Annotated in this window: 16 protein-coding genes and 1 pseudogene; 5 read left to right on the top strand and 12 right to left on the bottom strand. The window is 65.9% G+C overall.

The annotated features are described in order from the left end of the window. Positions 1-2,022, top strand: a complete 2,022-nt coding sequence (locus AC3WOE_RS20455) for an acyltransferase family protein (RefSeq protein WP_492693058.1) — start codon at positions 1-3, stop codon at positions 2,020-2,022. Positions 2,023-2,143: 121 nt separating this feature from the next. Here AC3WOE_RS20455 and AC3WOE_RS20450 read toward each other — a convergent pair whose 3' ends face one another. The 4 genes from AC3WOE_RS20450 to AC3WOE_RS20435 all read right to left on the bottom strand — a co-directional run bounded on the left by AC3WOE_RS20450 (position 2,144) and on the right by AC3WOE_RS20435 (position 8,658). Continuing rightward, positions 2,144-3,937 carry a glycoside hydrolase family 99-like domain-containing protein gene (locus AC3WOE_RS20450; RefSeq protein ID WP_492693057.1) on the bottom strand — a complete coding sequence of 598 codons (1,794 nt, stop codon included), beginning with the start codon at positions 3,935-3,937 and terminating at the stop codon, positions 2,144-2,146. A gap of 156 nt (positions 3,938-4,093) precedes the next feature. Next, the gene (locus AC3WOE_RS20445; RefSeq protein WP_492693055.1) at positions 4,094-4,696 is read right to left on the bottom strand and encodes a PEP-CTERM sorting domain-containing protein; all 603 of its coding nucleotides are present in this window, start codon (positions 4,694-4,696) and stop codon (positions 4,094-4,096) included. A 136-nt stretch (positions 4,697-4,832) separates the two neighbouring features. Next, positions 4,833-6,251 carry a DUF1501 domain-containing protein gene (locus AC3WOE_RS20440; protein ID WP_492693053.1) on the bottom strand — a complete coding sequence of 473 codons (1,419 nt, stop codon included), beginning with the start codon at positions 6,249-6,251 and terminating at the stop codon, positions 4,833-4,835. 31 nt (positions 6,252-6,282) lie between these two features. After that, positions 6,283-8,658, bottom strand: a complete 2,376-nt coding sequence (locus AC3WOE_RS20435; RefSeq protein ID WP_492693051.1) for a DUF1800 family protein — start codon at positions 8,656-8,658, stop codon at positions 6,283-6,285. Between the two features lie 308 nt (positions 8,659-8,966). Here AC3WOE_RS20435 and AC3WOE_RS20430 point away from each other — a divergent pair, with 308 nt between their 5' ends. Beyond that, positions 8,967-9,974, top strand: coding sequence for an NAD-dependent epimerase (locus AC3WOE_RS20430; protein WP_492693049.1), 1,008 nt, complete (start codon positions 8,967-8,969; stop codon positions 9,972-9,974). 63 nt (positions 9,975-10,037) lie between these two features. Beyond that, positions 10,038-11,363: a UDP-glucose dehydrogenase family protein gene (locus tag AC3WOE_RS20425; protein WP_492693047.1), complete on the top strand. Its 1,326-nt coding sequence runs from the start codon at positions 10,038-10,040 to the stop codon at positions 11,361-11,363. Positions 11,364-11,435: 72 nt separating this feature from the next. Here AC3WOE_RS20425 and rfbC read toward each other — a convergent pair whose 3' ends face one another. The 8 genes from rfbC to AC3WOE_RS20385 form a co-directional block, all read right to left on the bottom strand. Further along, a complete protein-coding gene (gene rfbC, locus AC3WOE_RS20420; RefSeq protein WP_492693045.1) occupies positions 11,436-11,987 on the bottom strand; it encodes a dTDP-4-dehydrorhamnose 3,5-epimerase in 552 nt (183 codons plus the stop codon). 2 nt (positions 11,988-11,989) lie between these two features. Next, the gene (gene rfbA / locus AC3WOE_RS20415) at positions 11,990-12,874 is read right to left on the bottom strand and encodes a glucose-1-phosphate thymidylyltransferase RfbA (RefSeq protein ID WP_492693043.1); all 885 of its coding nucleotides are present in this window, start codon (positions 12,872-12,874) and stop codon (positions 11,990-11,992) included. An 8-nt stretch (positions 12,875-12,882) separates the two neighbouring features. Continuing rightward, positions 12,883-13,764, bottom strand: a complete 882-nt coding sequence (rfbD, locus tag AC3WOE_RS20410) for a dTDP-4-dehydrorhamnose reductase (protein ID WP_492693041.1) — start codon at positions 13,762-13,764, stop codon at positions 12,883-12,885. Beyond that, entirely contained in the window at positions 13,761-14,819 is a 1,059-nt protein-coding gene (gene rfbB, locus AC3WOE_RS20405; RefSeq protein ID WP_492693039.1) for a dTDP-glucose 4,6-dehydratase, read from the bottom strand. Before rfbB ends, rfbD begins: the two co-directional genes overlap by 4 nt. A 117-nt stretch (positions 14,820-14,936) precedes the next feature. Further along, entirely contained in the window at positions 14,937-16,370 is a 1,434-nt protein-coding gene (locus AC3WOE_RS20400; protein WP_492693037.1) for a mannose-1-phosphate guanylyltransferase/mannose-6-phosphate isomerase, read from the bottom strand. A 15-nt stretch (positions 16,371-16,385) separates the two neighbouring features. After that, a complete protein-coding gene (gene galE / locus AC3WOE_RS20395; protein ID WP_492693138.1) occupies positions 16,386-17,408 on the bottom strand; it encodes a UDP-glucose 4-epimerase GalE in 1,023 nt (340 codons plus the stop codon). Next, positions 17,405-18,655 (bottom strand): hypothetical protein, encoded by a 1,251-nt coding sequence (locus AC3WOE_RS20390; RefSeq protein ID WP_492693035.1) that lies wholly within the window; start codon positions 18,653-18,655, stop codon positions 17,405-17,407. Before AC3WOE_RS20390 ends, galE begins: the two co-directional genes overlap by 4 nt. Next, the gene (locus tag AC3WOE_RS20385) at positions 18,645-20,033 is read right to left on the bottom strand and encodes an undecaprenyl-phosphate glucose phosphotransferase (protein WP_492693034.1); all 1,389 of its coding nucleotides are present in this window, start codon (positions 20,031-20,033) and stop codon (positions 18,645-18,647) included. Before AC3WOE_RS20385 ends, AC3WOE_RS20390 begins: the two co-directional genes overlap by 11 nt. A 133-nt stretch (positions 20,034-20,166) precedes the next feature. Between AC3WOE_RS20385 and AC3WOE_RS20380 the strand changes: the two genes are divergently transcribed. Together AC3WOE_RS20380 and ubiB are read left to right on the top strand one after the other, a co-directional pair. Beyond that, positions 20,167-20,703, top strand: a complete 537-nt coding sequence (locus tag AC3WOE_RS20380; RefSeq protein WP_492693032.1) for a hypothetical protein — start codon at positions 20,167-20,169, stop codon at positions 20,701-20,703. Further along, positions 20,700-22,157, top strand: a pseudogene (gene ubiB / locus AC3WOE_RS20375) (ubiquinone biosynthesis regulatory protein kinase UbiB); the annotation flags it as partial. The gene AC3WOE_RS20380 and the pseudogene ubiB, both read left to right, overlap by 4 nt. Between the last annotated feature and the right edge of the window lie 14 nt (positions 22,158-22,171).

Raw genomic sequence — 22,171 nt, 5'->3', positions numbered from 1 at the left:
ATGAGTGCTAAGCCGCACGCCGAGTACTTTGCGGGTATCGACGGGTTGCGTGCTGTCGCCGTGCTGTCCGTGCTGATGTTTCATCTGAACGGTTGGTTGCCGTCCGGTTTTGTCGGCGTAGACATCTTTTTTGTGATTTCCGGCTTCGTCGTGGCGTCGGCCGCTGTCGACCTGCCATCGACAAGTTTCCGAAGCTTCGTTGCAGCGTTTTACGTGAGGCGCCTCGTCCGCATCGCGCCTGCACTGATTGCTTGTTTGCTCGTGACGATGTTCGTGATGGCGATGATCGTTCCAGTGGCGCCGGATGGTCGCTTGACTGAGGCGAATACCAAAACCGGCTTGGCTGCTTTCCTGGGATTCAGCAACATCGTCTTGGCATCCTCCAGCAATGACTATTGGTCACCCAGGACGGAGCTCAATCCCTTCACGCACACGTGGTCGCTGGGTGTCGAGGAACAGTTCTATGTGCTGTTCCCATTTCTGTATTTCCTTTGGTTGCGGGGACGCAGACGGGCTGCAGCATTTGCTCTGATGGCGGCCGCCGCCTGCTCATTGGGAGTCGCGATCCTCTGGGCGACCAACGGTCCTATCGCCTTCTATTCCTTGGCCTCTCGCTTTTGGGAGCTTGGCGCCGGCGTGGCATTGTTTTTCTCGCGAAACAAATGGCGCCCGTTGCTGGCTCAGACACCAGCAGCATTTCGCTTTCCCTTGTCCCTGCTCGCCGCCTTAGGGCTTGTGGCCTCTCTGATCTGGACTGACAGCCAAAGCTTCCCCTGGCCTTGGGCAGTTGTTCCTGTTCTGGCGAGCGTGTTGCTGATTGCGTTGGTCGTCGCTACTCCCATGTCATGGGTTGGCCGAGGCCTTGGAGTGAGACCAATGGTCGCGGTCGGCAAAGTGTCCTATTCGCTGTATTTGTGGCATTGGCCCATCATCGTTTTTGGTCGGTGGACACTCGGAATGGAGTCGGTGCCTGAGCGCTTGGTCGCAGCTGCTCTCGCTTTCGCGCTGGCGGCAGCTTCTTACCGCTGGATTGAGCAGCCTCTGCGTCGTTCGACGATCGTCAGGGGCGCGGCACGATGGCAGGTGCTGACGGCGGCTTCGTTGGGGCTTGGCGTCGGGGTGTTCTTGGCCGTTGGGGTTGCCCTCCAGCGCTCAAGCATCTCGCTGAGCGTCAGCCGAGACCCTCTCGTCTGGCGGTGGGATGGTGTGCCGCCTGTGGCGCGGGCTGGCTGCACTTCGACGCGCGCAATGTCCAGCCTTGCCGGAGGCAGCGTGATCGATATACACCCGCAAGGATGCCAATCGAACGCGTCGAGCCTATATGTCGCCGGGGACTCGCACGCCGGGGCGTATTTGGCGATGCTCGACAGCTATGCGCGCGAGCAGGGCACTTCGGTGCGGCTGTTCACCAAGCCTGGCTGCGGCGTATTTCCGTTGCGCGCTCCTTTATCTGACTCGCCGGCGGGTTGTCCGCAGTTCATTCGTAGCGTGCTTGAAGAAGTCAAGCGCACGGCCAAGGCCGGCGATGTTCTATTTCTGCCCGGTCTGCGGGTAGCGCGCTATACCGACCAATGGGGACCTGAGCGAACTGCAACGGTGAGCCAACTCGATAGTGACTCAGTCGGCGTCGTTGATGAAGCAGTGGCACAACTGGCGCCGCTCGCGGCGGGTGGCGTGCATGTCGTTTTTGAAGCGCCCAAGCCGGTTTTTAAGTCGCCACCGTTCCGCTGCTCCGACACCTTCAACCATACGAATCCGATTTGCCAGCAGGGCTTCGAGATATCGCGTACTGAACTCGAAGTGCGACGCTCGGCAGTTCTGCAGCGAATGTCCCAAGTAGTTCAACAGCTGCCCGCCGCCAGGATTTGGGACCCGATGCCGGTGCTGTGCCCTAGCGCGGTCTGCTCAGCCTATGAGACCGGCAATGGACGTCCTCTGTTTTTTGATGGCGACCACATCAGCGGATGGGCTAATCAGCGATTGACGACGTCGTTTGCCCAAACGATGAGATCACTCCGGTAGTACTTTGTCGATGGCGATCTGCCCGACCCGATTCAACAGCAGTAGGCCAGCTGTCGCGTCGGTGAAGTGGGTTGCAAGGTGCGAGAGTTGAAGCCCGAGCATCCCCTTTCACGCGTCGGCTTTAGTTGGCTCCGAAAGTGGTCCCGATCAGCTGAAGGTAGTTGAACTGATCCACCTTGGTGGGCTCGACAAAGGAGCCCTCGCCAAACTCGTTCCAGCAGCAGACGATGCCCGTGCGTTGGGTGCGAGTGGCGTTGCTGTCCATGAAGGCCTTGGCGGCCTGCAGATGCACCGCGAACTCGGCCGGAAGGCCGCGACTGTCGTCATGCAGGGGGTCAGGGCTGCCGCCCCAGGGCCGCTTGTCCCAACCCGAGGACATCGGCACGATGAAGTTGGCGCTGGTGTTCTTGATCATCCAGTCCCACTGGTTGGCGTAGGCCTGGTGCAGTTCGGCATAGCTGCGCGAGTAATTGCCGCTGCGCAAAGGCTGGAGGGCGATGTTGGCCGGGCTCTGGTAGTTGTACATCGTGAAGGCCGCGAAGCCGGTCGAGGCGCTGTAGTCCTGGGTCTTGTCGCCCCCCCACAGGCCGCCGATGACGCTGACCCCCGGCAAGCCGGCAGCCTTGGCGACATTGTTCAATCTTGCGATGAGCTGGGCGCTGGTCATGCCAATGGCAGCCGCGTTGCGGGCCCAGGTCGGGGCCAGGAAGATGTAGACGACGGGCTTGCCGTTGTAGAGCTGGTAGTCGGCACGCTTGAAGTAGTTGTTGACCCAGTAGCGGAACATCGCGTCGAGCTGCGCCTGGGTGTAGTTGTAGTCGTCATGGTTGGACCACTGCACGGCGAACTTCACGGCGGGTTTGTCGGGAACGGCCATATAGGCCTTCACAGCCTGTTCCAGGATGGGTGTGTTGTCGCGGCTCCAGTACCAGTTGAAAACGACAAAGTCGATGCCGTACTGGCGCATCCACTTCAGCTGCTGGCTCATGACGCCCGTGCCGTCTTCGGCGTAGCGGCCCAGCAAAGGCTCGCGATCGGGGAAGCGCTTGATGGCCTCCCAAGGGGTGGCGGAAGATGCACCCAGTTGGTTGTTCTTCCAACCACCAAAGTAGTAGACGCCTATCTGGTAGTTGGGCGCAGGAGCTGCCGCGACGTTGGCGGCCAGGTTGGCAGGTGCTTTGGCCGCCGCCGCCATGCCGGTCAGCAGCGTGGCGGCCGTGCAGGTCTCGTTGCTCCAGGTGACGGCCCCGGCCTTGCACCGGGCCTGGGTGCTGCCGCGATAGCCGGGCTTGGCATTGGGGAAGGTGGCGATCGCGCCGTCGCCCAGTTTGGTGGTCACCGCGGCAAAGCAGGCGGTGCCGAAGCTGCGCGTGAGATCCAGGTCGCAGGCGACGGGTGCGGCGGCAGCTTCGGCACCAGTCGCTGCCATCGTGTGCATGGTGACGGAGTCGGCCGGGGCGCTGGTGTTTTCTGCGGCGGCCATCACGGCGGTGGCGGGGGCGGCCGCAGCCACACGGGGCGTCGCGTTCGTGGAGGTCACAGTGCCGGCAGAGGTGCTGCCGCTTGCCGTGCTGGTGGCCAAAGGTTTCGCCGGGGTGTTGATCGCCACGGCGGTACTCGCTGCGCTGCCGCCGGTTTTCGCGGACTCGGCAACCTGAGCAGTGGCCAGCACCGCGCTGGCTGCGGAGGCGGCTTCGTCGGCAAAGCTGGGAAGTGGTGCGCTGGCCGGATTGCTGGCGGCCTCGCCGCCGGCGGAAGCCACACGCGTGCTCGGAGTGCTTGGCGTGACGGATTGCGTGCCCGAGGTGCTGGCCCCGTTGCCGCCGCCGCAGCCTGCCATCAGCACGCACGAGGCGGCGAGACCGGCCAGGGTATTGATGAAGGACTCGCAAGTCGGCAAGGGGGTGACTTTCACAAAGATCTCCGAGGGTGCGCGTGAACTGCGATGCCGCAACCGAAACGGCGATTGTGGGGCGAGCTTGTTACGGCAGATGTGCCAGATGTCGCGAGATGCGACCCGAGAAGCGGGACCGCCTGGCGCCACCGATCAGCACAAGAAAAGTACTCGATTTCAATGGAGTATGGAGCGTCGCAGCCGGCCGAGCAAAGCCACGCCGAAAGCGAGGCTCAGCCACGTGCTGGGCTCTGGTACCGGCGTCATGGTGGCCCGGTTGATGAAGCCGGACCCGAGGTCCACGACATCGCCGGTGGCGTCCTTGAGGTTGGTGAGCTCGATCGAGACGACGAAAGGCACGTTCAGGGCCGCGCTGGTTTCGAAAGCAAAGCTCGTTCGAGCCAGCTGGCTGTAGCTGGTGGAGTACAGATTGGCGGGTCCACCTGAAGGGTCGGTGGTCCAGGCGCCCTTGATGACCTGCGAGCCGACGTTGCCATAGCTCACGTTGCCCTGGGTGCCCAGCGTGGCAACCCAATCGGCCACTGAACCCGGGCCAGCGGCCACGGGTGTGGCCAAGGCGTTGTCCCAGCTGAGCGTGAATTCGAAGCTGCTGAGGTCGATCGCCGGCTTGGTGCCGAAGTAGAAGGTGGTGCTGACCGTGTCGCCCGGGCTGTAGCTGGCATAGGTCAGGTAAAAGGTAACCTCGTCCCAGAAGACCATGGCCTGGGCCGGTTGACTGGCGGCCAGGCCCAGAGCGGCGGCAACATGTATGGGGCGCAAGGCCCGAAGCGACGACCTGAGGCGGTGTGAAGAGACCTGCATGGCGAATCCTTGCTCCCGGCGAAAAGGCCAGGCGGATTCAGTGGACGGGCTCCCTCGGGGCTTCGTCCATCCCTAAGCGGCAAGTCGAGCGCATTCAGCCGAACAGTGCAGGGCCTGCTCCGAAGCTGCCGACATTGGGCAGCACAACCTGCTGTTCAGCGGCGCTCAGACCCATCCAGCCGGAAAGGCTGCTGGCGAGCTGGGTCACGCCCATGCCGGGCAGCAGGCGGCCGGAGCCCACGTCGCTGGCCGTGCCGAGTGCCGTCACCGGGAAGTCGCCCAGGATCTGCTTGCCCTTGACGCCGCCGCCGGCCACCAGGTGGTGGCTGCCCCAGCCGTGGTCGCAGCCGTCACCGTTGCTGACAAGGGTACGGCCGAAATCGCTGGCGGTGAACAGGGTGACCTTGTCGAGCATGCCCAGGGCTTGCAGGGTGTCCATGAACCAGCCGACGGACTGGGCCACGCGTGCCATCTGCAGGGGTTGGTCGCGCATCTCGAAGGCGTGGCAATCGAAGCCTGTGAGGCTGACCATGAAGATCTGCCGCTTCATGCCCATGCCGGCGCCTGCCGCGATCATCTGCGCGACGACGCGAAGTTGTCGGGCAACGGATTCGTTGGCCAGGGTCAATGAGCCGCCGCCGGGCAGGCCGATGGCTGCGGTGGACAGGGCGGGCAGGTTGGTGCCGTTGATGGCGGCTTGCAAGGTGCCCGAGGTGTTCAAGGAGCGCTGGGCGACCTTGAGGTACTCGGCCTGGAAGTCGTTGGGGCTGGACGAGGTGGCCAGCATGCTGCGCAAGGCGCCGGGCACGGCGGTGCTGCCAGCATGCCAGCCGGTCTGGGCCGCGCCGATCTGGATGGGGCCGGTGGGGCCGAGGTAGTAGGGAGTGACCTTGGAGCCAGACAGAAAGACGGCGTTGCCGTTGGCACCAACGGCGGTGAAGACGGGCTGCTGGTTGGCCGACATCAGCACGTCGCCCATGCGCCCCCCCCAACCCGTGGGTGCGCCTTCCACCTGCATGGACTGCCACATGGAAGCCTGGTCGTTGTGGGAGAAGAGCTTGGACGGCAGGCCGATGCCAGCCTGGTAGTCGGCCTTGGTGGTGGGGCGCAGCAAGGTCCCGACGTTGGCCACGACGGCGCATTGCCCCGACTCGTAGCGCTGACGCAGCGGTGCCAGCTCTTGCGGCATGCCGAACTCGCGGCCGGCGCCCTGGCCCGGCGTGCTGAGGGGCAGCAGCTTGTTGAAAGGCACTGCCAGGCTGCCGCGGACGCTGGCGTAGCTGTTGTAGCTGTCGGCGTCCATGGGCACGACCCAGTTGTGGCTGTCGTTGCCGCCTTGCATGAACAGGCAGACGAGGGCCTTGTAGCCGTCGGTGGTGGCGGCCTGGGCCTGGCTGGATGCCAGGGCGCCAAGGCCGGCGAGGTTGAGGGCCAGCGGGGCGGCGTGGCGGCCCAGTCCAGCGGCGGCCAGGCCGGAAGCTGCGGAGAGGAAGGCGCGGCGAGATGCGTTCATGGTGATCGGGTGTCCGTGGCTGCTGCTGGGGTTACGGCTGGAACAGGTATTCGGGTGACGCGAGCGTCAGGAACACTGCGGCGCGAGCTCTGGACAGCGTGCCGTCGGCGGCGGCGGGGTTGATCTGGCTCATGATGTCGACGATCTGCTGGCGCAGGGCCGGTGTCATCCGGCCGCCGAGCAGCATCAGGTTGAGCTGGTCGGGCAGCATGGCGAGGTTGGTGCTGTTGGCCAGCGAGACCTGGGTGGCGTAGGTGGCGACGACGTCGTTGACATTGACGTTCCATCCCAGGCCCGAGCCGGCCATGGCTTCGGCCATGTTGATCCAGGATGCAACGGTGGATTCGTTGATGATCTGGAACTCGGGCGCGGTGGCGCCGCGGGCGCTGAAGGCGGTGTTCGCAGGGACGTAACCAGGGCGGTAGTAGCCGAACACCGAGGGCGCCGACAGGGCGCGCTCGCCTTGGTCGTCCAGCAACCACTGCAGCGTGTATTCGCCGCTGGCGGATTTGGCGCCCATGGCGCGCATCCAGTGCGTGACACGCAGCACGGGCTCGCGCAGCTTGCCGGCGCCCGCTGCGGGAACGCCGCGCGCTTCGCTGTCCAGCAGGATGGCGCGCACGACGGCGCCGAGGTCGCCGCGCACGCCCTGGCCGTTGTTGTTGAAGACGGCGGCGATGCGGCCCACGTAGGCGGGGCTCGGGTTGCTGCTGACCAGGTGCTGGATGAGCTGGCGGCCGATGAAGGGGCCGACGTTGGGGTGCTTGAACAGGGTGTCCAGCGCCCCCTTCAGGTCAGCCTGCGCGCTGCTACCGGCCGGCAGCGTGGTGGTCCATGCTTTGCCGGTGAAGAGCTTCTTCTCGACCATGGAGTGGTAGTCGGCGTAGGCCTTCATCGGCAGCACGTCGTAGCCCGGATCGTTGCTCTGGGTCGTGCTCGGTGAGGCCCACAGGAAGTTCTGCTCGTTCATCTGGGAGTCGGGGTAGGCCCAGCTCCAGCCGGTGAACACCTTGGCCATGGCCAGGATGTCGGCATTGGTATAGGTCTCGATGGGATTGCCGTTGCCGTCGAGCTTGAGCGTGCCGTCGGTGTTCAGTTCGTACAGGCCGATGGTGAAGAGCTGCATCACTTCGCGGGCGAAGTTCTCGTCGGGCATGCGGCCGGTGGCGGGGTCTTCCTTGCGGTTGCGGATATGGGACAGGTAGATGCCCATCGAGGGGCTCAGCGCCATGTCCTCCAGGAGATTCCTGAAGTTGCCGAAAGCATGCTTGTGGAGGAGGTCCACGTAGTTGGCGTAGGCACGGGCCTGGTAGTACTGGTTGCTGTCGGCCTGCGAGACCATGAAGATCTGGTGCAGCGCGAAGGCGGTGCGCTGGCGCAGCTGGTCGTTGGCATTGGCGGCGCGTTCCCAGAAGGTCTGGGCGATCCAGCCGGGGTTGTAGTTGCTGCCCCTGGGGCGATAGGCGTCACCTTGCGCATACTTGCCCCAGACGTAGTTGAGGAAGTTGGGCGTGTAGGGCAGGGCCATCTGGGCCGTGATCCAGTCGGCGGGCGTGGTGGTCAGCAGGTTGTTGACTTCGGTCGGCGTGGGGCCGAAGGTGGCCTGCTCCAGGAAGCGCACGGCGTCTGCCTTCTGGGCCCATTGGGCATCGGGCGTGACGGTCGGCCAGACCATGCGCATGGCACCAAACCAGCAGACGCAACCGGACCAGGGCAGGACGTCCTGGCTGTCGAAGGCGGCGCGGCCAATGCCGCGGTCCACGATGGCGTTTGCGGAGTTCAACTCCAGCACCGTCGTGCCGTCGCTCAGATAGGACAGGTAGAGATTGCGATCGACGCCGTTGACGTTGCCGTCGTTAGTGAAGACGACCTCGACCTTGGAGCGCGGCTTCAGGTTGGGAGCACTGAACGGGTAGTTGGTGAAGCTGGTGGCCGTCACTTCGACGCTGCCGATGGTGACGTCGTCCACGATGACGGTCATCTGGGCACCGACGCCGCCGGCGATGTCGGCGCGGGCACGGACGGTCAGCGTCGGCGCGGCTTCAGCATTCGCGGCCAGGGCCTTGGCCATGGGCTCGGTGGCGGCCGCCGTCACAGCAACCTCGGGGCTGGGCGCGGCAACAGCAGTCTGGGCGGCGACTTCGGCCTGGAGTGCTGCCGCCGCAGCCTGGGCATCGGCTGCCGCTGCGGTTTCGGCCTGGGCGGCGAGCATCGCCTCGGCCGGAGCCTCGGTACTGCCCGCCGTCGTGGCGCCGGGCGTGGAGGGGGTGCTGGCCGCCGATGCAGCGGCGGAATGAGATGACTCGCCACCGCCGTCCCCACCGCCGCAGGCCGTCAAGGAAGCAGCGACGAGCAGGGCTGCGATAGCCGAAGAAAGCGGGCGCGAGACGTAGTTCAGGAGTTGCATGGCGATGCGGCCGAAGGGGGTGGACAACCACGCCTGGCCGACCGCCGGCGTGTGCTTCGAATTGTCGCGAGCCGGTCCCCTTGATTGCGGGGTTGTGCCTTGAAAGCAAAAGTAGCAAGCGTGATGCGAACCACGCGACCCTTGCATTAGGAATCCAAGCCGGTCGGATTGCACAACAGGGCTGCGGCGGCGTCCGTCCCCCATCCAGGTTTCGTCGCGACGCTCAGATGCGGTCTTCGGCGACGGTGGCGGCTGTTGGACAATGCCGGGTTCGCAAGAAATCCACACACTCAGCTGAGGACTCGATCTTGAAGGTACTCGTCACCGGCGCAGCCGGCTTCATCGGCATGCATGTCAGCCAGATCCTGCTGGCGCGAGGTGACCAGGTCGTGGGCATCGACAACCTCAACGACTACTACAGCCCCCAGCTCAAGCATGACCGGCTGGCGCGTCTCACGCCCAAGCCCGGCTTCAGCTTTGTGCAGTTGGACGTGGCGGACCGCGCCGGCATGGCCAAGCTGTTCGCCGAGCAGCGCTTCGATCGCGTGGTGCATCTGGCCGCCCAGGCCGGCGTGCGCTATTCCATCGAGAACCCTCACGCCTACATCGACAGCAACATCGTCGGCTTCACCAACATCCTGGAAGGCTGCCGGCACAACGGTGTGCAGCACCTGGCCTATGCGTCTAGCTCCAGCGTCTATGGCGGCAACACGCTGATGCCGTTCTCGGAGCATCACAGCGTCGACCACCCCATCAGCCTCTACGCCGCGACGAAGAAGGCCAACGAACTGATGGCGCACACCTATTCGCACCTTTTTGGGTTGCCGACGACGGGCCTGCGCTTCTTCACGGTGTACGGGCCCTGGGGCCGGCCCGACATGGCGCTGTTCCTGTTCACCAAGGCCATCATCGAAGGTCGCCCCATCAACGTGTTCAACCACGGCAAGATGATTCGCGACTTCACCTATGTCGACGACATCGCCGAGGGTGTCGTCCGGGTGCTGGATCGCACTGCGACAGCCGACCCTGCCTACGACCCCGCCAAGGCCGATCCGGCGCGCTCCAGCGCCCCGTATCGCGTCTTCAACATCGGCAACCATGCGCCCATCCAGTTGATGAGCTTCATCGAGGCCATCGAGCAGGCTGTCGGCCGCGAGGCGGTCAAGAACTTCATGCCGCTGCAGGATGGCGACGTGCCGGCCACGCATGCCGATGTCGAGGAACTGGCGGCCTGGACGGATTTCCGCCCGGCCATGCCTGTGCCCGAGGGCGTCCAGCGGTTCGTCGCCTGGTATCGGGGCTATTACAAGGTCTGATCCACGAGCCTGTCATGCAACTGCATTACAAAGTCGTGAACCGCATCTGAACAAGGACAAGGAATGAAAGTCACCGCCATCGGCACCGGCTATGTCGGCCTGGTCACCGGCGCCTGCCTGGCCGAGATGGGCAACCACGTGGTTTGCCTGGACGTGAACCCCGAGAAGATCCGTGTCCTCAACGACGGCGAGATCCCCATCCATGAGCCGGGTTTGCTGGAGGTGGTGCGCCGCAATGTGGCGGCCGGCCGCCTGCAGTTCACGACCGATGTGGACATGGCCGTGAACCACGGCACGATGCTCTTCATCGGCGTGGGCACGCCGCCGGACGAAGACGGCTCGGCCGACCTGCAATACGTCGTCGCCGCGGCCCGCTCCATCGGCCAGCGCATGACCGACTACAAGGTCATCGTCGACAAGAGCACGGTGCCGGTCGGCACGGCCGACAAGGTGCGCGCGGCGGTCAAGGAAGAGCTGGACAAGCGCGGCCTGTCGAGCATGGGCTATGCCGTCGTCTCCAATCCCGAATTCCTGAAGGAAGGCGCGGCGGTCGACGATTTCATGAAGCCAGACCGCATCATCGTGGGCTCCGACGACGAGCAGGCCACGCTGCTGATGCGCGCGCTGTACGCGCCCTTCAACCGCACCCAGGACCGCATGCTGGTCATGGACGTGAAGAGCGCCGAGTTCACCAAGTACGCCGCCAACGCGATGCTGGCCACGCGCATCAGCTTCATGAACGAGCTGGCCTTGCTGGCCGAGCGCGTGGGTGCCGACATCGAGCTGGTGCGGCGCGGCATCGGCTCCGACCCGCGCATCGGCTACCAGTTCCTCTATGCCGGCGCCGGCTATGGTGGCTCCTGCTTCCCCAAGGACGTCAAGGCGCTGGTGAAGACCGCCGCGGACTTGGGGCTCCCGCTGAAGGTGCTGACGGCCGTGGAAGAGGCCAACGAGCGCCAGAAGCGCGTGCTGGTCGACAAGGTCGTCGCCCGCTTCGGCAACGACCTCAAGGGCCGCCGCTTCGCCATCTGGGGCCTGGCCTTCAAGCCCAACACCGATGACATGCGCGAGGCACCGTCCCTGGTCATCATCGACGAGCTGACCAGGCGTGGTGCAACCGTGGCGGCGTACGACCCCGTGTCGATGCCGGAGACGGCGCGCGTGATCGGTCCGCGCGACGACGTGACGCTGGTGGAGCGCGCCGAAGCCGCCTTGCAGGGAGCGGATGCGCTGCTGATCGTGACGGAGTGGAAGGAGTTCCGCACGCCGGACTTCGACGCCATCAAGTCGGCGCTGAAGGCGCCGGTCATTCTGGACGGCCGCAATCTCTACGACCCCAAGCTGATGAAGACGCTGGGCATCGACTATCGCGGCATCGGTCGCGGCTGATCTCGGCGCACCTGAAGCAGGAAAGCCCTCCGTCGGAGGGCTTTCTTTATTGACGAGGTGGCGGCCCAGCCTTCAGTCGAAGGCCTTGGCCTGCGCCAGCAGCGGCGCGTCCACATCCTTGGCCGACAGCTGGGGTGTGATGCCTTGCAAGGGCCACGCAACACCGATGGTCGGATCGTTCCAGCGCACGGCGCCCTCGTGCTCGGGCGCGTAGCGGCCACTGGTCTTGTAGAGGAAGTCCGCGGTCTCGCTGACGACGAGAAAGCCATGGGCGAAGCCAGGCGGGATCCAGACCTGGCGCTGGTTCTCCGCGGACAGTTCGTAGCCCACCCAGCGACCGAAATTGGGGCTGGAGCGGCGCATGTCGACGGCCACGTCGAACACGGCGCCTGACACGCAGCGCACCAGCTTGCCCTGGGCGTGGGGGTCGAGTTGGTAATGCAGGCCGCGCAGCACGCCGCGCGAGGAGCGGGAGTGGTTGTCCTGCACGAAACGCACTTCATGGCCCAGGGCCTTGTTGAAGCGCTCTTCGTTCCAGCTTTCCATGAAGAAGCCGCGGGCGTCGCCGAAGACCTTGGGCTCGATGAGCAGGACCTCGGGGAGGGCGGTGGGTGTCACTTGCATGGTCAGGCGGTCAGGTCGGACAACAGCTTGAGCATGTACTGCCCATAGCCGTTCTTGGCCAGCGGTCGGGCCAGGGCCTCGAGTTCCGATGCGGTGATCCAGCCCGAGCGAAAGGCGATTTCCTCGGGGCAGGCGACCTTCAGGCCCTGGCGCTTTTCCAGCGTGGCGATGAACTGGCCCGCTTCCATCAGGCTGTCGTGGGTGCCGGTGTCGAGCCAGGCATAGCCGCGGCCCATGATCTCGACGCTGAGCTGGCCGCGGTTCAGGTAGTGGGCGTTGACGTCGGTGATCTCGAGCTCGCCTCGTGCGCTGGGCTTGATGCTCGCAGCGATGTCGCAGACCTGTTCGTCATAGAAGTACAGGCCCGTGACCGCGTAATTGCTCTTGGGCACCTTGGGCTTCTCTTCGATGGACAGGGCCCGCAGGTCGCGGTCGAACTCGACGACGCCGTAGCGTTCGGGGTCGGTCACGTGATACGCGAAGACGCTGGCGCCGGCATCGCGGTGGGTGGCGTTGCTGAGCAGGCCGGCGAAGTCGTGGCCGTAGAAGATGTTGTCGCCCAGCACCAGCGCGCTGGGCGCACCGCCGACGAAGTCGCGGCCGAGGATGAAGGCCTGGGCCAGGCCGTCGGGGCTGGGCTGGACGCAATAGCTGATGTTCAGGCCCCAGCGCGAGCCGTCGCCCAGCAGCGCCTCGAAGCGGGGCGTGTCCTGGGGCGTGCTGATCAGCAGGATGTCGCGGATGCCCGCCAGCATCAGCGTGCTCAGCGGGTAATAGACCATCGGCTTGTCGTAGACCGGCAGCAACTGCTTGCTGACGGCCAGCGTCGCCGGGTGCAGCCGCGTGCCGGAGCCTCCGGCGAGGATGATGCCCTTGCGGTTTTTCATGGAAGACCTCAGAGAATTTCGTTCAGCATGCGTTCGACGCCCTGCTGCCAGTGCGGCAGGCGCAAACCGAAGCGCTGCTGCAGCTTGGCGGTGGCCAGGCGCGAGTTCAGCGGGCGCCTGGCGGGCGTCGGATAGTCACTGGTCGGAATGGCCAGCACCTGATCCGACCCGACCTTGATGAGGCTACCGTGGCGACGTGCGAATTCGATGACGAAGCGCGCGTAGTCATGCCAACTGGTCTCGCCGCCGGCCACCGCGTGATAGGTGCCGGTCAACGCCGGGTTGACCCGCGCGGCTCGCATCATGTGCACGGTCAGGTCGGCCAGCAGGTCGGCCCCGGTAGGCGCGCCGATCTGGTCGGCGATGACCTTGAGCTGCTCGCGCTCGGCTGCCAGGCGCAGCATGGTCTTGGCGAAGTTGCCACCGCGGGCGCCATAGACCCAGCTGGTGCGCAGGATGAGGTGCTGGCAGCCGCTGGCGCGGATGGCGTCCTCGCCCTCGGCCTTGGTCGTGCCGTAGACGCTCAGCGGGCCGATGGAGGCTTCCTCGTCACGGGCATGGCTGCCGCTGCCGTCGAAGACATAGTCGGTCGAGTAGTGCACCAGCAGGGCGCCCATGCGCTTGGCCTCGATGGCCAGCAGAGCCGGCGTAGCGGCGTTGATCTGGCGGGCCAGTTCGGGTTCGCTCTCGGCCTTGTCGACGGCGGTATGGGCCGCGGCATTGACGATGACCTGGGGGGCGATGGTGCGCACCTGGGCCAGCAGGGCTTCAGGCTGGGTGAAGTCGGCGCCGTCGTCGTGGTCCATCGCCACCACTTCGCCGGCCACGGCGAGCGAGCGCTGCAGTTCCCAGCCGACCTGGCCGCCTTTGCCGAGGAGCAGGATCTTCATGCCGTGTACTGCTTGGACACCCAGTCCTTGTAGGCACCGCTCTGCACGCGTGCCACCCAATCCGGATGATCGAGGTACCACTGCACCGTCTTGCGGATGCCGGTCTCGAAGGTTTCGGCCGGGCGCCAGCCCAGCTCGCGCTCGATCTTGCGGGCGTCGATGGCGTAGCGGCGGTCGTGGCCGGGGCGGTCCTTCACATAGGTGATGAGGCGCGCGTAGGGGCCGTCCGCCGAGGGCTTGAGTTCGTCGAGCAGGGCACACACCGTCTTGACGATGTCGATGTTGGCCTTCTCGTTCCAGCCGCCGATGTTGTAGGTCTCGCCGAGCTTGCCGCCGGCCAGCACGGCGCGGATGCCGCTGCAGTGGTCGGTCACATAGAGCCAGTCGCGGATCTGCTGGCCGTCGCCATAGACGGGCAGGGGCTTGCCCGCCAAGGCGTTGACGATCATCAGCGGGATCAGCTTCTCCGGGAAGTGATAGGGCCCGTAGTTGTTCGAGCAGTTGGTCGTGACGACCGGGAGGCCATAGGTGTGGTGCCAGGCGCGCACGAGGTGGTCGCTGGCGGCCTTGCTGGCCGAGTAGGGGCTGTTGGGCTCGTAGGGATTGGTTTCGGCGAAGGGCGGGTCGCTGGGCTTGAGCGAGCCGTAGACCTCGTCGGTCGACACATGGTGGAAGCGGAAGGCGGCCTTGGTCTCGCCTTCCAGCCCGCCCCAGTAGGCACGCGCGGCTTCCAGCAGCGTGAAGCTGCCTTCGACATTGGTCTTCATGAAGGCGCCGGGACCGTGGATGGAGCGGTCCACATGGCTCTCGGCGGCGAAGTGGACGACGGCGCGGGGCTGGTGCGTGGCCAGCAGTTGATCGACCAGGGTACGGTCGCAGATGTCGCCCTTGACGAAGATGTGCCGGGCGTCCCCGTCCAGCGAGGCCAGGTTCTCGAGGTTGCCGGCGTAGGTCAAGGCATCAAGATTGACGACGGGTTCGTCGGATTGGCGCAGCCAGTCGAGCACGAAGTTGCTGCCGATGAAGCCGGCGCCGCCGGTAACAAGGATGGTCATCTCAATTCCTGTGATGGCGGGCTAGTGTCTTGCCAAGCTGCACCCATGGAACTGGCTTTGCCAGGCCATCGGGTGCGCCCCCTTTGAGGGGGCCGGCGAAGCCGGTAGGGGGTGGTCTCATGTCCTTCCGTAGGTGTCTTCGAAACGGACGATGTCGTCTTCGCCCAGGTAGGAGCCGGACTGCACCTCGATGATTTCCAGCGGCACCTTGCCGGGATTGGCCAGGCGGTGGGTCTGGCCCAGCGGGATGTAGGTGGACTGGTTCTCGGTCAGCAGGATGGTCTTGTCGCCGTTGACGATCTCGGCCGTGCCGCTGACGACGATCCAGTGCTCCGCGCGGTGGTGGTGCATCTGCAGGCTCAAGGACGCGCCCGGCTTGACCATGATGCGCTTGACCTGGAAGCGCTCGCCCGAGTCGATGCTGTCGTACCAGCCCCAGGGGCGGTGCACCTTGCGGTGCAGGGCATGCTCGCCGCGCTGCTCGGCACCCAGGCGGTTCACGATCTGCTTGACCTCCTGGCTGCGCGCACGGTCGCTCACCAGCACGGCATCGGCCGTCTCGACGACGACGATGTCGGTCAGGCCGACGACGCCGACGAGGCGGCTGGTGGCGTGCACCAGGGTGTTCTTGCTGTCGGCGATCAAGGCGTCACCGACGAAGGCATTGCCGTCGGCATCCTTGTCGGCCACCTGCCAGACCGCTTCCCAGGCGCCCAGGTCGTTCCAGCCGGCATCCAGGGCGACCATGCGCAGGGGGATGTCGGTGCCGGGGCAGCGTTCCATGACGGCGTAGTCGACGGATTCGCTGGGCACGGTGGCGAACTCGGCCTTGCCCGGACGCACGAACTTGGCGTCGGTCTTGCGCACGTTCCAGGCGGCGCGCGTGGCGGCGGCGATGTCGGGGCGGAAGCGCTCCAGGGCCTTCATCCAGACGCTGGCGCGCAGCACGAACATGCCGCTGTTCCAGTAGTAGTCACCTTCGGCCAGATAGCGCTGGGCCGTCTCGAGATTCGGTTTCTCGACGAACTGCGCGACCGCGAGGCCGGTTGAATCGGCTGCCGTGCGGATATAGCCGTAGCCCGTCTCGGGGCGGTCCGGCGTGATGCCGAGGATGGCGATGGCGCCCTCGGCAGCGATGCGCACGGCATCCTGGAGCGCGGCCGTGAAGGCGGCGGGGTTGGTGACGGTCTGGTCGGCCGGCGTCACGACGAGGACGGGGTCGGCTCCGCCTTCGAGGGCGGCCAGGGCGGCCAGCGTCAGGGCCGGGGCCGTGTTGCGGCCCAGCGGTTCGAGGAGCACGCTGCTGGGTTCCAGCCTGGTTTCGCGCAGCTGGTCCAGCACCAGGAAGCGGTGTTCCTCGTTGCCGACGATGCAGGGCCCCGCCAGTTGGAACTCGGGCGAGGCCAGCGCGGCCAGCCGGCGCGCGGCCAGCTGGAACAGGCTCTCATTGCCCGACAGCACGAGGAATTGCTTGGGGTAGCCGGCGCGCGACAGCGGCCAAAGCCGGGTGCCGGAGCCGCCGGCCATGATGACGGGTTGGACCTGGATCATTGTTGTGTGGCCGTGTCAGGCGGTTTTGAATCCGTGGGGGTTGTGGTGTTGCCAGCGCCAACTGTCTTCACACATGCGGGCGAGGTCGAGTCTGGCCTCCCAGCCAAGCGTGTTCCGTGCCAGCTCTGGATCGGCCCAGCAGGCCGCCACGTCGCCGGGGCGGCGCGGCACGATTTCGTAGGGCACGCTGCGGCCGCTGGCGGCCTCGTAGGCGCGCACCAGATCGAGCACGCTGTAGCCCTGGCCGGTGCCGAGATTGACGGTCAGTGAGCCTGGGTTGGCCATCAGCCAGCGCAGCGCGGCGACGTGGCCCTCGGCGAGGTCGGTGACATGGATGTAGTCGCGCACCCCGGTGCCATCAGGGGTCGCATAGTCGTTGCCGAACACCGACAGCTTGTCGCGCCGGCCGACGGCGACCTGGGCGACATAGGGCATCAGGTTGTTGGGCGTGCCGCGCGGGTCCTCGCCGATGCGACCGCTCTCGTGGGCGCCGACCGGATTGAAGTAGCGCAGGCAGGCGGTCTGCCAGGCCGGATCCGCCACGCCGAGGTCGCGCAGGATCTGCTCGCCCATCAGCTTGGTGGCGCCATACGGATTGGTCGACGAGGTCGGGGCGTCCTCACGCAGCGGCAGCTTTTCCGGTGCGCCGTAGACCGTGGCGCTGGAGCTGAACACCATGCGGGTGCAGCCGTGGCGCTTCATGACCTCGCAGGTGTTGACGAGGCCGCCGAGGTTGTTGCGGTAGTAGGCCAGCGGCTGGCTGACTGATTCGCCCACGGCCTTGTAGGCAGCGAAATGCACGACCGCGGCAGGCCTGTAATTGCTGAAGATCTCGTCCATGGCGGCCGAATCGCAGACGTCGCCGCGTTCGAACTCGATGGGGGCGCTGGCAAGTTCAGCCAGCCGTTCCAAGACGACGGGCGAGCTGTTGGAGAAATTGTCGACGCCGACAACCCGGTAGCCCGCCTGCTGCAGGGCCAGCCAGGTGTGTGAGGCGATGTAGCCGGTCGCGCCGGTGAGCAGAACGGTGGTCATCAGTAGAGGATGGCTTGGCCGGTGCAGCCGTAGCTGCTGGCGCTGTAGACGTATTGCGCGATGCTGCTGTTGCGGCTGGCGTGGTCGTACTGGCAGCCCAGGCTGAAGCCGCGCGAAATCGCCCAGCGCATGCCCAGGCCGTAGGTCTTGAAATCATCGAGGGCGTCTGCCACGGCGGCGCCTGCCGTGCTGGCGCGCGTCGCCCGATTCCTGCTGGCCTTGGCATTCAGGCTGATCTTGCTGGTCAGGGCATAGCTGCTGCCCAGCTGCCAGGTGGTGTAGACCCGGTTCAGGTCGGCGGTGCGAATCACGCTTTCCTGTCCCGTGTCGCGGGCGTACTGCAGGTTGAGCTGCAGCTTGGCCGTCGGCTGCCAGTTCCAGCCGACGGCGCCAGTCGTGCCGCTGAAGTCGCGCAGGCGGTCGTCGAGGCTGTTCTTGGTCTTGCTGCGGCTGACGCGTGTGTTCAGCGTGCTGCGGCCGCCCGTGTCCCAGTTCGTCGTGAAGTCGATGTCGTTGCGGCTGTAGTCGTTGGGCGCAGACACGACCACGATGGTTGCGGTCTCGGGGTCAAAGGCCAAGCCGATGGGATAGCGTGGGTTCTGGCCCTTGGTGTGGCGTCCAACAAGGCCCAGCTTGACGTTGCCGGCCGGCGTGGCATAGATGCCAAGTGAGCTGGTGTCCTGTTTGAAGTCGAAGCGGTCGTATTCCGCGGCGCTGAAGTCCCGGCTGTGGTGAGACCAACCCGCTTCCAGGGTGTAGCGCGTCGCAACGCCCAGGCGCACGGTCGCTTGGTACTCATCTTCCCGCTGGATGTTCTTCTTCAGGATGGGATCGACGCCGCTGCCGATGTTGAAGTCGGCCAGGGAGCGGTCCGACTTGGCGCTCAGCACGCCCGACAGGTCGCCCACCGTCTGCCAGTTGAGGGCGCTCTTGAGTGAATAGGACCGGTTGTTGAGTTCGCTGTTGGTCGAATAGCGGTTGTTCTGCAGCGAGCCGTCCAGCGTCAGATGCTGGCGGCCGAGCTTGGTGTCGATGCCGCCCAGCAGCCCGGCGCTGATGACCGTGTCGTCGTTGGTGGCGCTGGATTGCCGGTAGACGTTGGAGACGCGGGACATGCCCAGCGACCCGCCCACGTAAAAAGGCGTCGTGTCGTCGGTCTGGGCTTGCGCGGCCTGCACCATCAGCAGGCCGAGGACCAGGGGCGCCAGACGCGTGCAGCGGCGGTAGTGGCGAGCAGGCTTAATAGGCATGTCGATCAAACACCACCAGCCTCACGGTGCGCAGGATGATCTGCAGATCGAGGGCCAGCGACCAGTTGCGCAGATATTCCAGATCGTATTCGACGCGTGCCACCATCTTGTCGATGGTGTCGGTTTCGCCCCGCAGGCCGTTGACCTGGGCCCAGCCGGTGATGCCCGGCTTGACCTTGTGGCGAACCATGTACGCTTTGATGAGCTTGCGGTATTCCTCGTTGTGGGCGACGGCGTGCGGGCGCGGTCCCACGATGCTCATGCGGCCCTGCAGCACGTTGATGAATTGCGGCAGCTCGTCCAGCGAGGTGCGGCGGATGAAGGCGCCGAAGCGCGTGATGCGCGGATCGCCCTTGGTGGCCTGCTTGACCACGGCGCCGTTGTCCAGCGCCCGCATCGAGCGGAACTTGTAGACGACGATCTCCTCGCCATCCAGGCCGTTGCGCTTCTGCTTGAAGATGACGGGCCCTGGCGAGCTCAGCTTCACGCCGATGGCGATCGCCAGCAGGATGGGCGAGATCAGGATCAGGATCAGCGTCGCCAGCACGATGTCGCTGACGCGCTTGATCAGCTGGTTGGTGCCGGTGAAGGGCGTCTCGCAGATGCCGACGACCGGCACGCCGGAGATGTCCTGCAGCCGGCCCTGGATGATGCTGATGCCGAAGACGTCGGGCACGAAGAAGAGCGAGGCCGTCGTGCCCTGCACCTGCTCCAGCAGCTCGACGATGCGTGGCTGCGAGCCCAGGGGCAGGGTGATGTAGACCTCGCGCACACCCTTGTCGCGCACGAACTCGCTGAGCTGGGGCAGGGTGCCGAGGATGGCGGCGCCGGCCTCGGGGTGGAGGCGCTCGGGGGCGCGGTCGTCGAAATAGCCCAGGCAGATGACGCCCTGGGAGTCGCGCAGCGCCCGTGCCACCTTGTGGCCCAGCGGGCCGGCGCCGACGACCACGGCCGTGCGTCGCGCACCCGGGTCCCGCGCCCGCCACTGCTGGATGCGGCGGCCGGTCTCGATGGCGGCGATCTGGGCGATGGGGGTGATGACGGCCCACCACAGCAGCACCTCGTCCTCGAAATAGTGCAGGCTGTTGGTCGCATAACCGCACAGCAGCAGGATGCCGAGCAGCACCAGCCAGGAGGACAGCACGTCCACCAGGGCGCTGGCCGGGTGGTCGCTGAAGCGGTTGCGGCCCGGGAAGGTGAGGGCGAAGACGAGCAGGCACAGCGTGAGGGTCGGACGCAGCACCGGCTCGTCGAAATGGCCGTTCACGACCAGGAAGGTCAGAACGATGAGGCCGGGCTCGAGGAAGGCGGCGATCAGGGATTCGACCGACTGCGGTGCGCTGTAGAACGTCCTTTTGTAGCTGCGGTCCTCAAACATCGTGGCGGGTGCGGTGATCCTCGGGTGCGGGTTTGCCCGGGGCTGGAAAACGATCAGGGATTCTCTATCAACAAATTTGACAGTCGAACCGCCTGCGTCCCTTGTTCATGGTCCGCTGCCTACAATCTTGTGTATGTCTGCTTCCTGGCCCATGCCGCCCCTGCCGTCGCTCACGCCTTTGCTGATGCCGGCCCTGCAGGACCGCCTCGTTTTGTTGATCAACCATGTGGTGTCCCGGGAGCCCATCGCGGCCCAGCGCCTCAAGCCGCTGGCCGGCAGAGGCCTCGTCGTCCACCTGGCGGGCTGGCCCGGCCTGTTGCCGGCGGCGCCTGACTTGATACTTGGTGTCACACCGGCGGGTCTTTTCGAGCGGCTGGATGCACCGCCCCAGGGCGCGGGTGGCCTGCGCATCGAGATCGATGCCTCCAACCCCGCCAGGCTGGCCCTGGGCGCCCTGACCGGCGAGTCGCCCACCGTCAGCGTGCAGGGCGACGCCGCCTTTGCCGGCGAGATGCATTGGCTGATGGACAACCTGCGCTGGGACATCGAGGATGACCTGGCCGGTGTCGTCGGGCCGCTGCCCGCCCGCCAGCTCGCCCAGTTCGGCCGCACGCTGCGGCGCACCTTGTCGGGCGTGGCCGCGCGCATGGCTCCCGCGGGCGGCGCATGAGGTTTGTTTCCCGGCTGCTGGTCATCCTGTGGACGGTCTGGCGCTTCGGTCTCGATGACCTGGCCTTGTCGGGCCTGCGCCGGCGGCGCTTCCAGCTGCTGCGCCGGCTGACCCGCCTGGGTCGCAGCTGGCAGGAGCCGCGCGGCGTGCGCCTGCGCCTGGCCCTGGAGCATCTGGGGCCGATCTTCGTCAAGCTGGGCCAGGTGCTGTCCACGCGGCGCGACCTGTTGCCCGAGGACGTGGCACTGGAGCTGGCCAAGCTGCAGGACCGCGTGCCGCCCTTCCCGGCGGCCCTGTCGCGCGAGATGGTGGAGCGCGCCTTTGGCCGGCCGCTGGAGGAACTGTTCGCCAGCTTCGATGCCGAGCCGGTCGCCAGCGCCAGCATCGCCCAGGTCCATTTCGCCACGCTGAAGGACGGCCGCGAGGTCGCCGTCAAGGTGCTGCGCCCGGGCATGCTGGACATCATCGACGACGACCTGTCGCTGATGCGCCAACTGGCCGCGTGGATCGAGCGTGTCTCCGCGGACGGCCGGCGCCTGAAGCCGCGCGAGGTCGTCGCCGAGTTCGACACCTATCTGCACGACGAGCTGGACCTGGTGCGCGAGGCCGCCAATGCCGCGCAACTGCGCCGCAACATGGAAGGGCTGGACCTCATCCTGGTGCCCGAGATGCACTGGGACCTGTGCCGCTCCGAAGTCATCGTCATGGAGCGCATGAAGGGCGTGCCGATCTCGCACCGCCCGGCGCTGGAAGCCGCGGGCATCGACATCCCCAAGCTGGCCCGCGACGGCGTCACCATCTTCTTCACCCAGGTGTTCCGCGACGGCTTCTTCCACGCCGACATGCACCCGGGCAATATCCAGGTGAGCCTGGCGCCCGAGACCTTCGGCCGCTATGTGGCCCTGGACTTCGGCATCATGGGCACGCTGACCGAGGTGGACAAGGACTACCTCGCGCAGAACTTCATCGCCTTCTTCCAGCGCGACTACAAGCGCGTCGCCGAGCTGCATATCGCTTCCGGCTGGGTGCCGCCCGAGACCCGCGTCGATGCGCTGGAGAGCGCCGTTCGCGCCGTCTGCGAGCCTCATTTCGACCGGCCGCTGAAGGACATTTCGCTGGGCCAGGTGCTGTTGAGGCTGTTCCAGACCTCGCGCCGCTTCAACGTCGAGATCCAGCCCCAGCTGGTGCTGCTGCAGAAGACCCTGCTCAACGTCGAAGGCCTGGGCCGCCAGCTCGACCCCGAGCTCGACCTCTGGGCCACGGCCAAGCCCTTCCTGGAGCGCTGGATGAACGAGCAGGTCGGCTGGCCGGCCCTCGCCAAGCAGTTGCAGAAGGAGGCGCCGCGCTTCGCCCAGCTCGTCCCCGAGCTGCCGCGCCTGCTGCACGACGCCCTGAAGAACCAGGCCCAGAAGAGCGAGGCCGCCGACCTGCATGCCCTGGTGCGCGAACTGCGCCGCACCAACCGGCT

This window comes from Roseateles sp. FW305-36, from assembly GCF_058787015.1.
The sequence above is the reverse complement of the archived record's forward strand: the minus strand, read 5'-3'. Positions and strand labels throughout refer to the sequence as shown.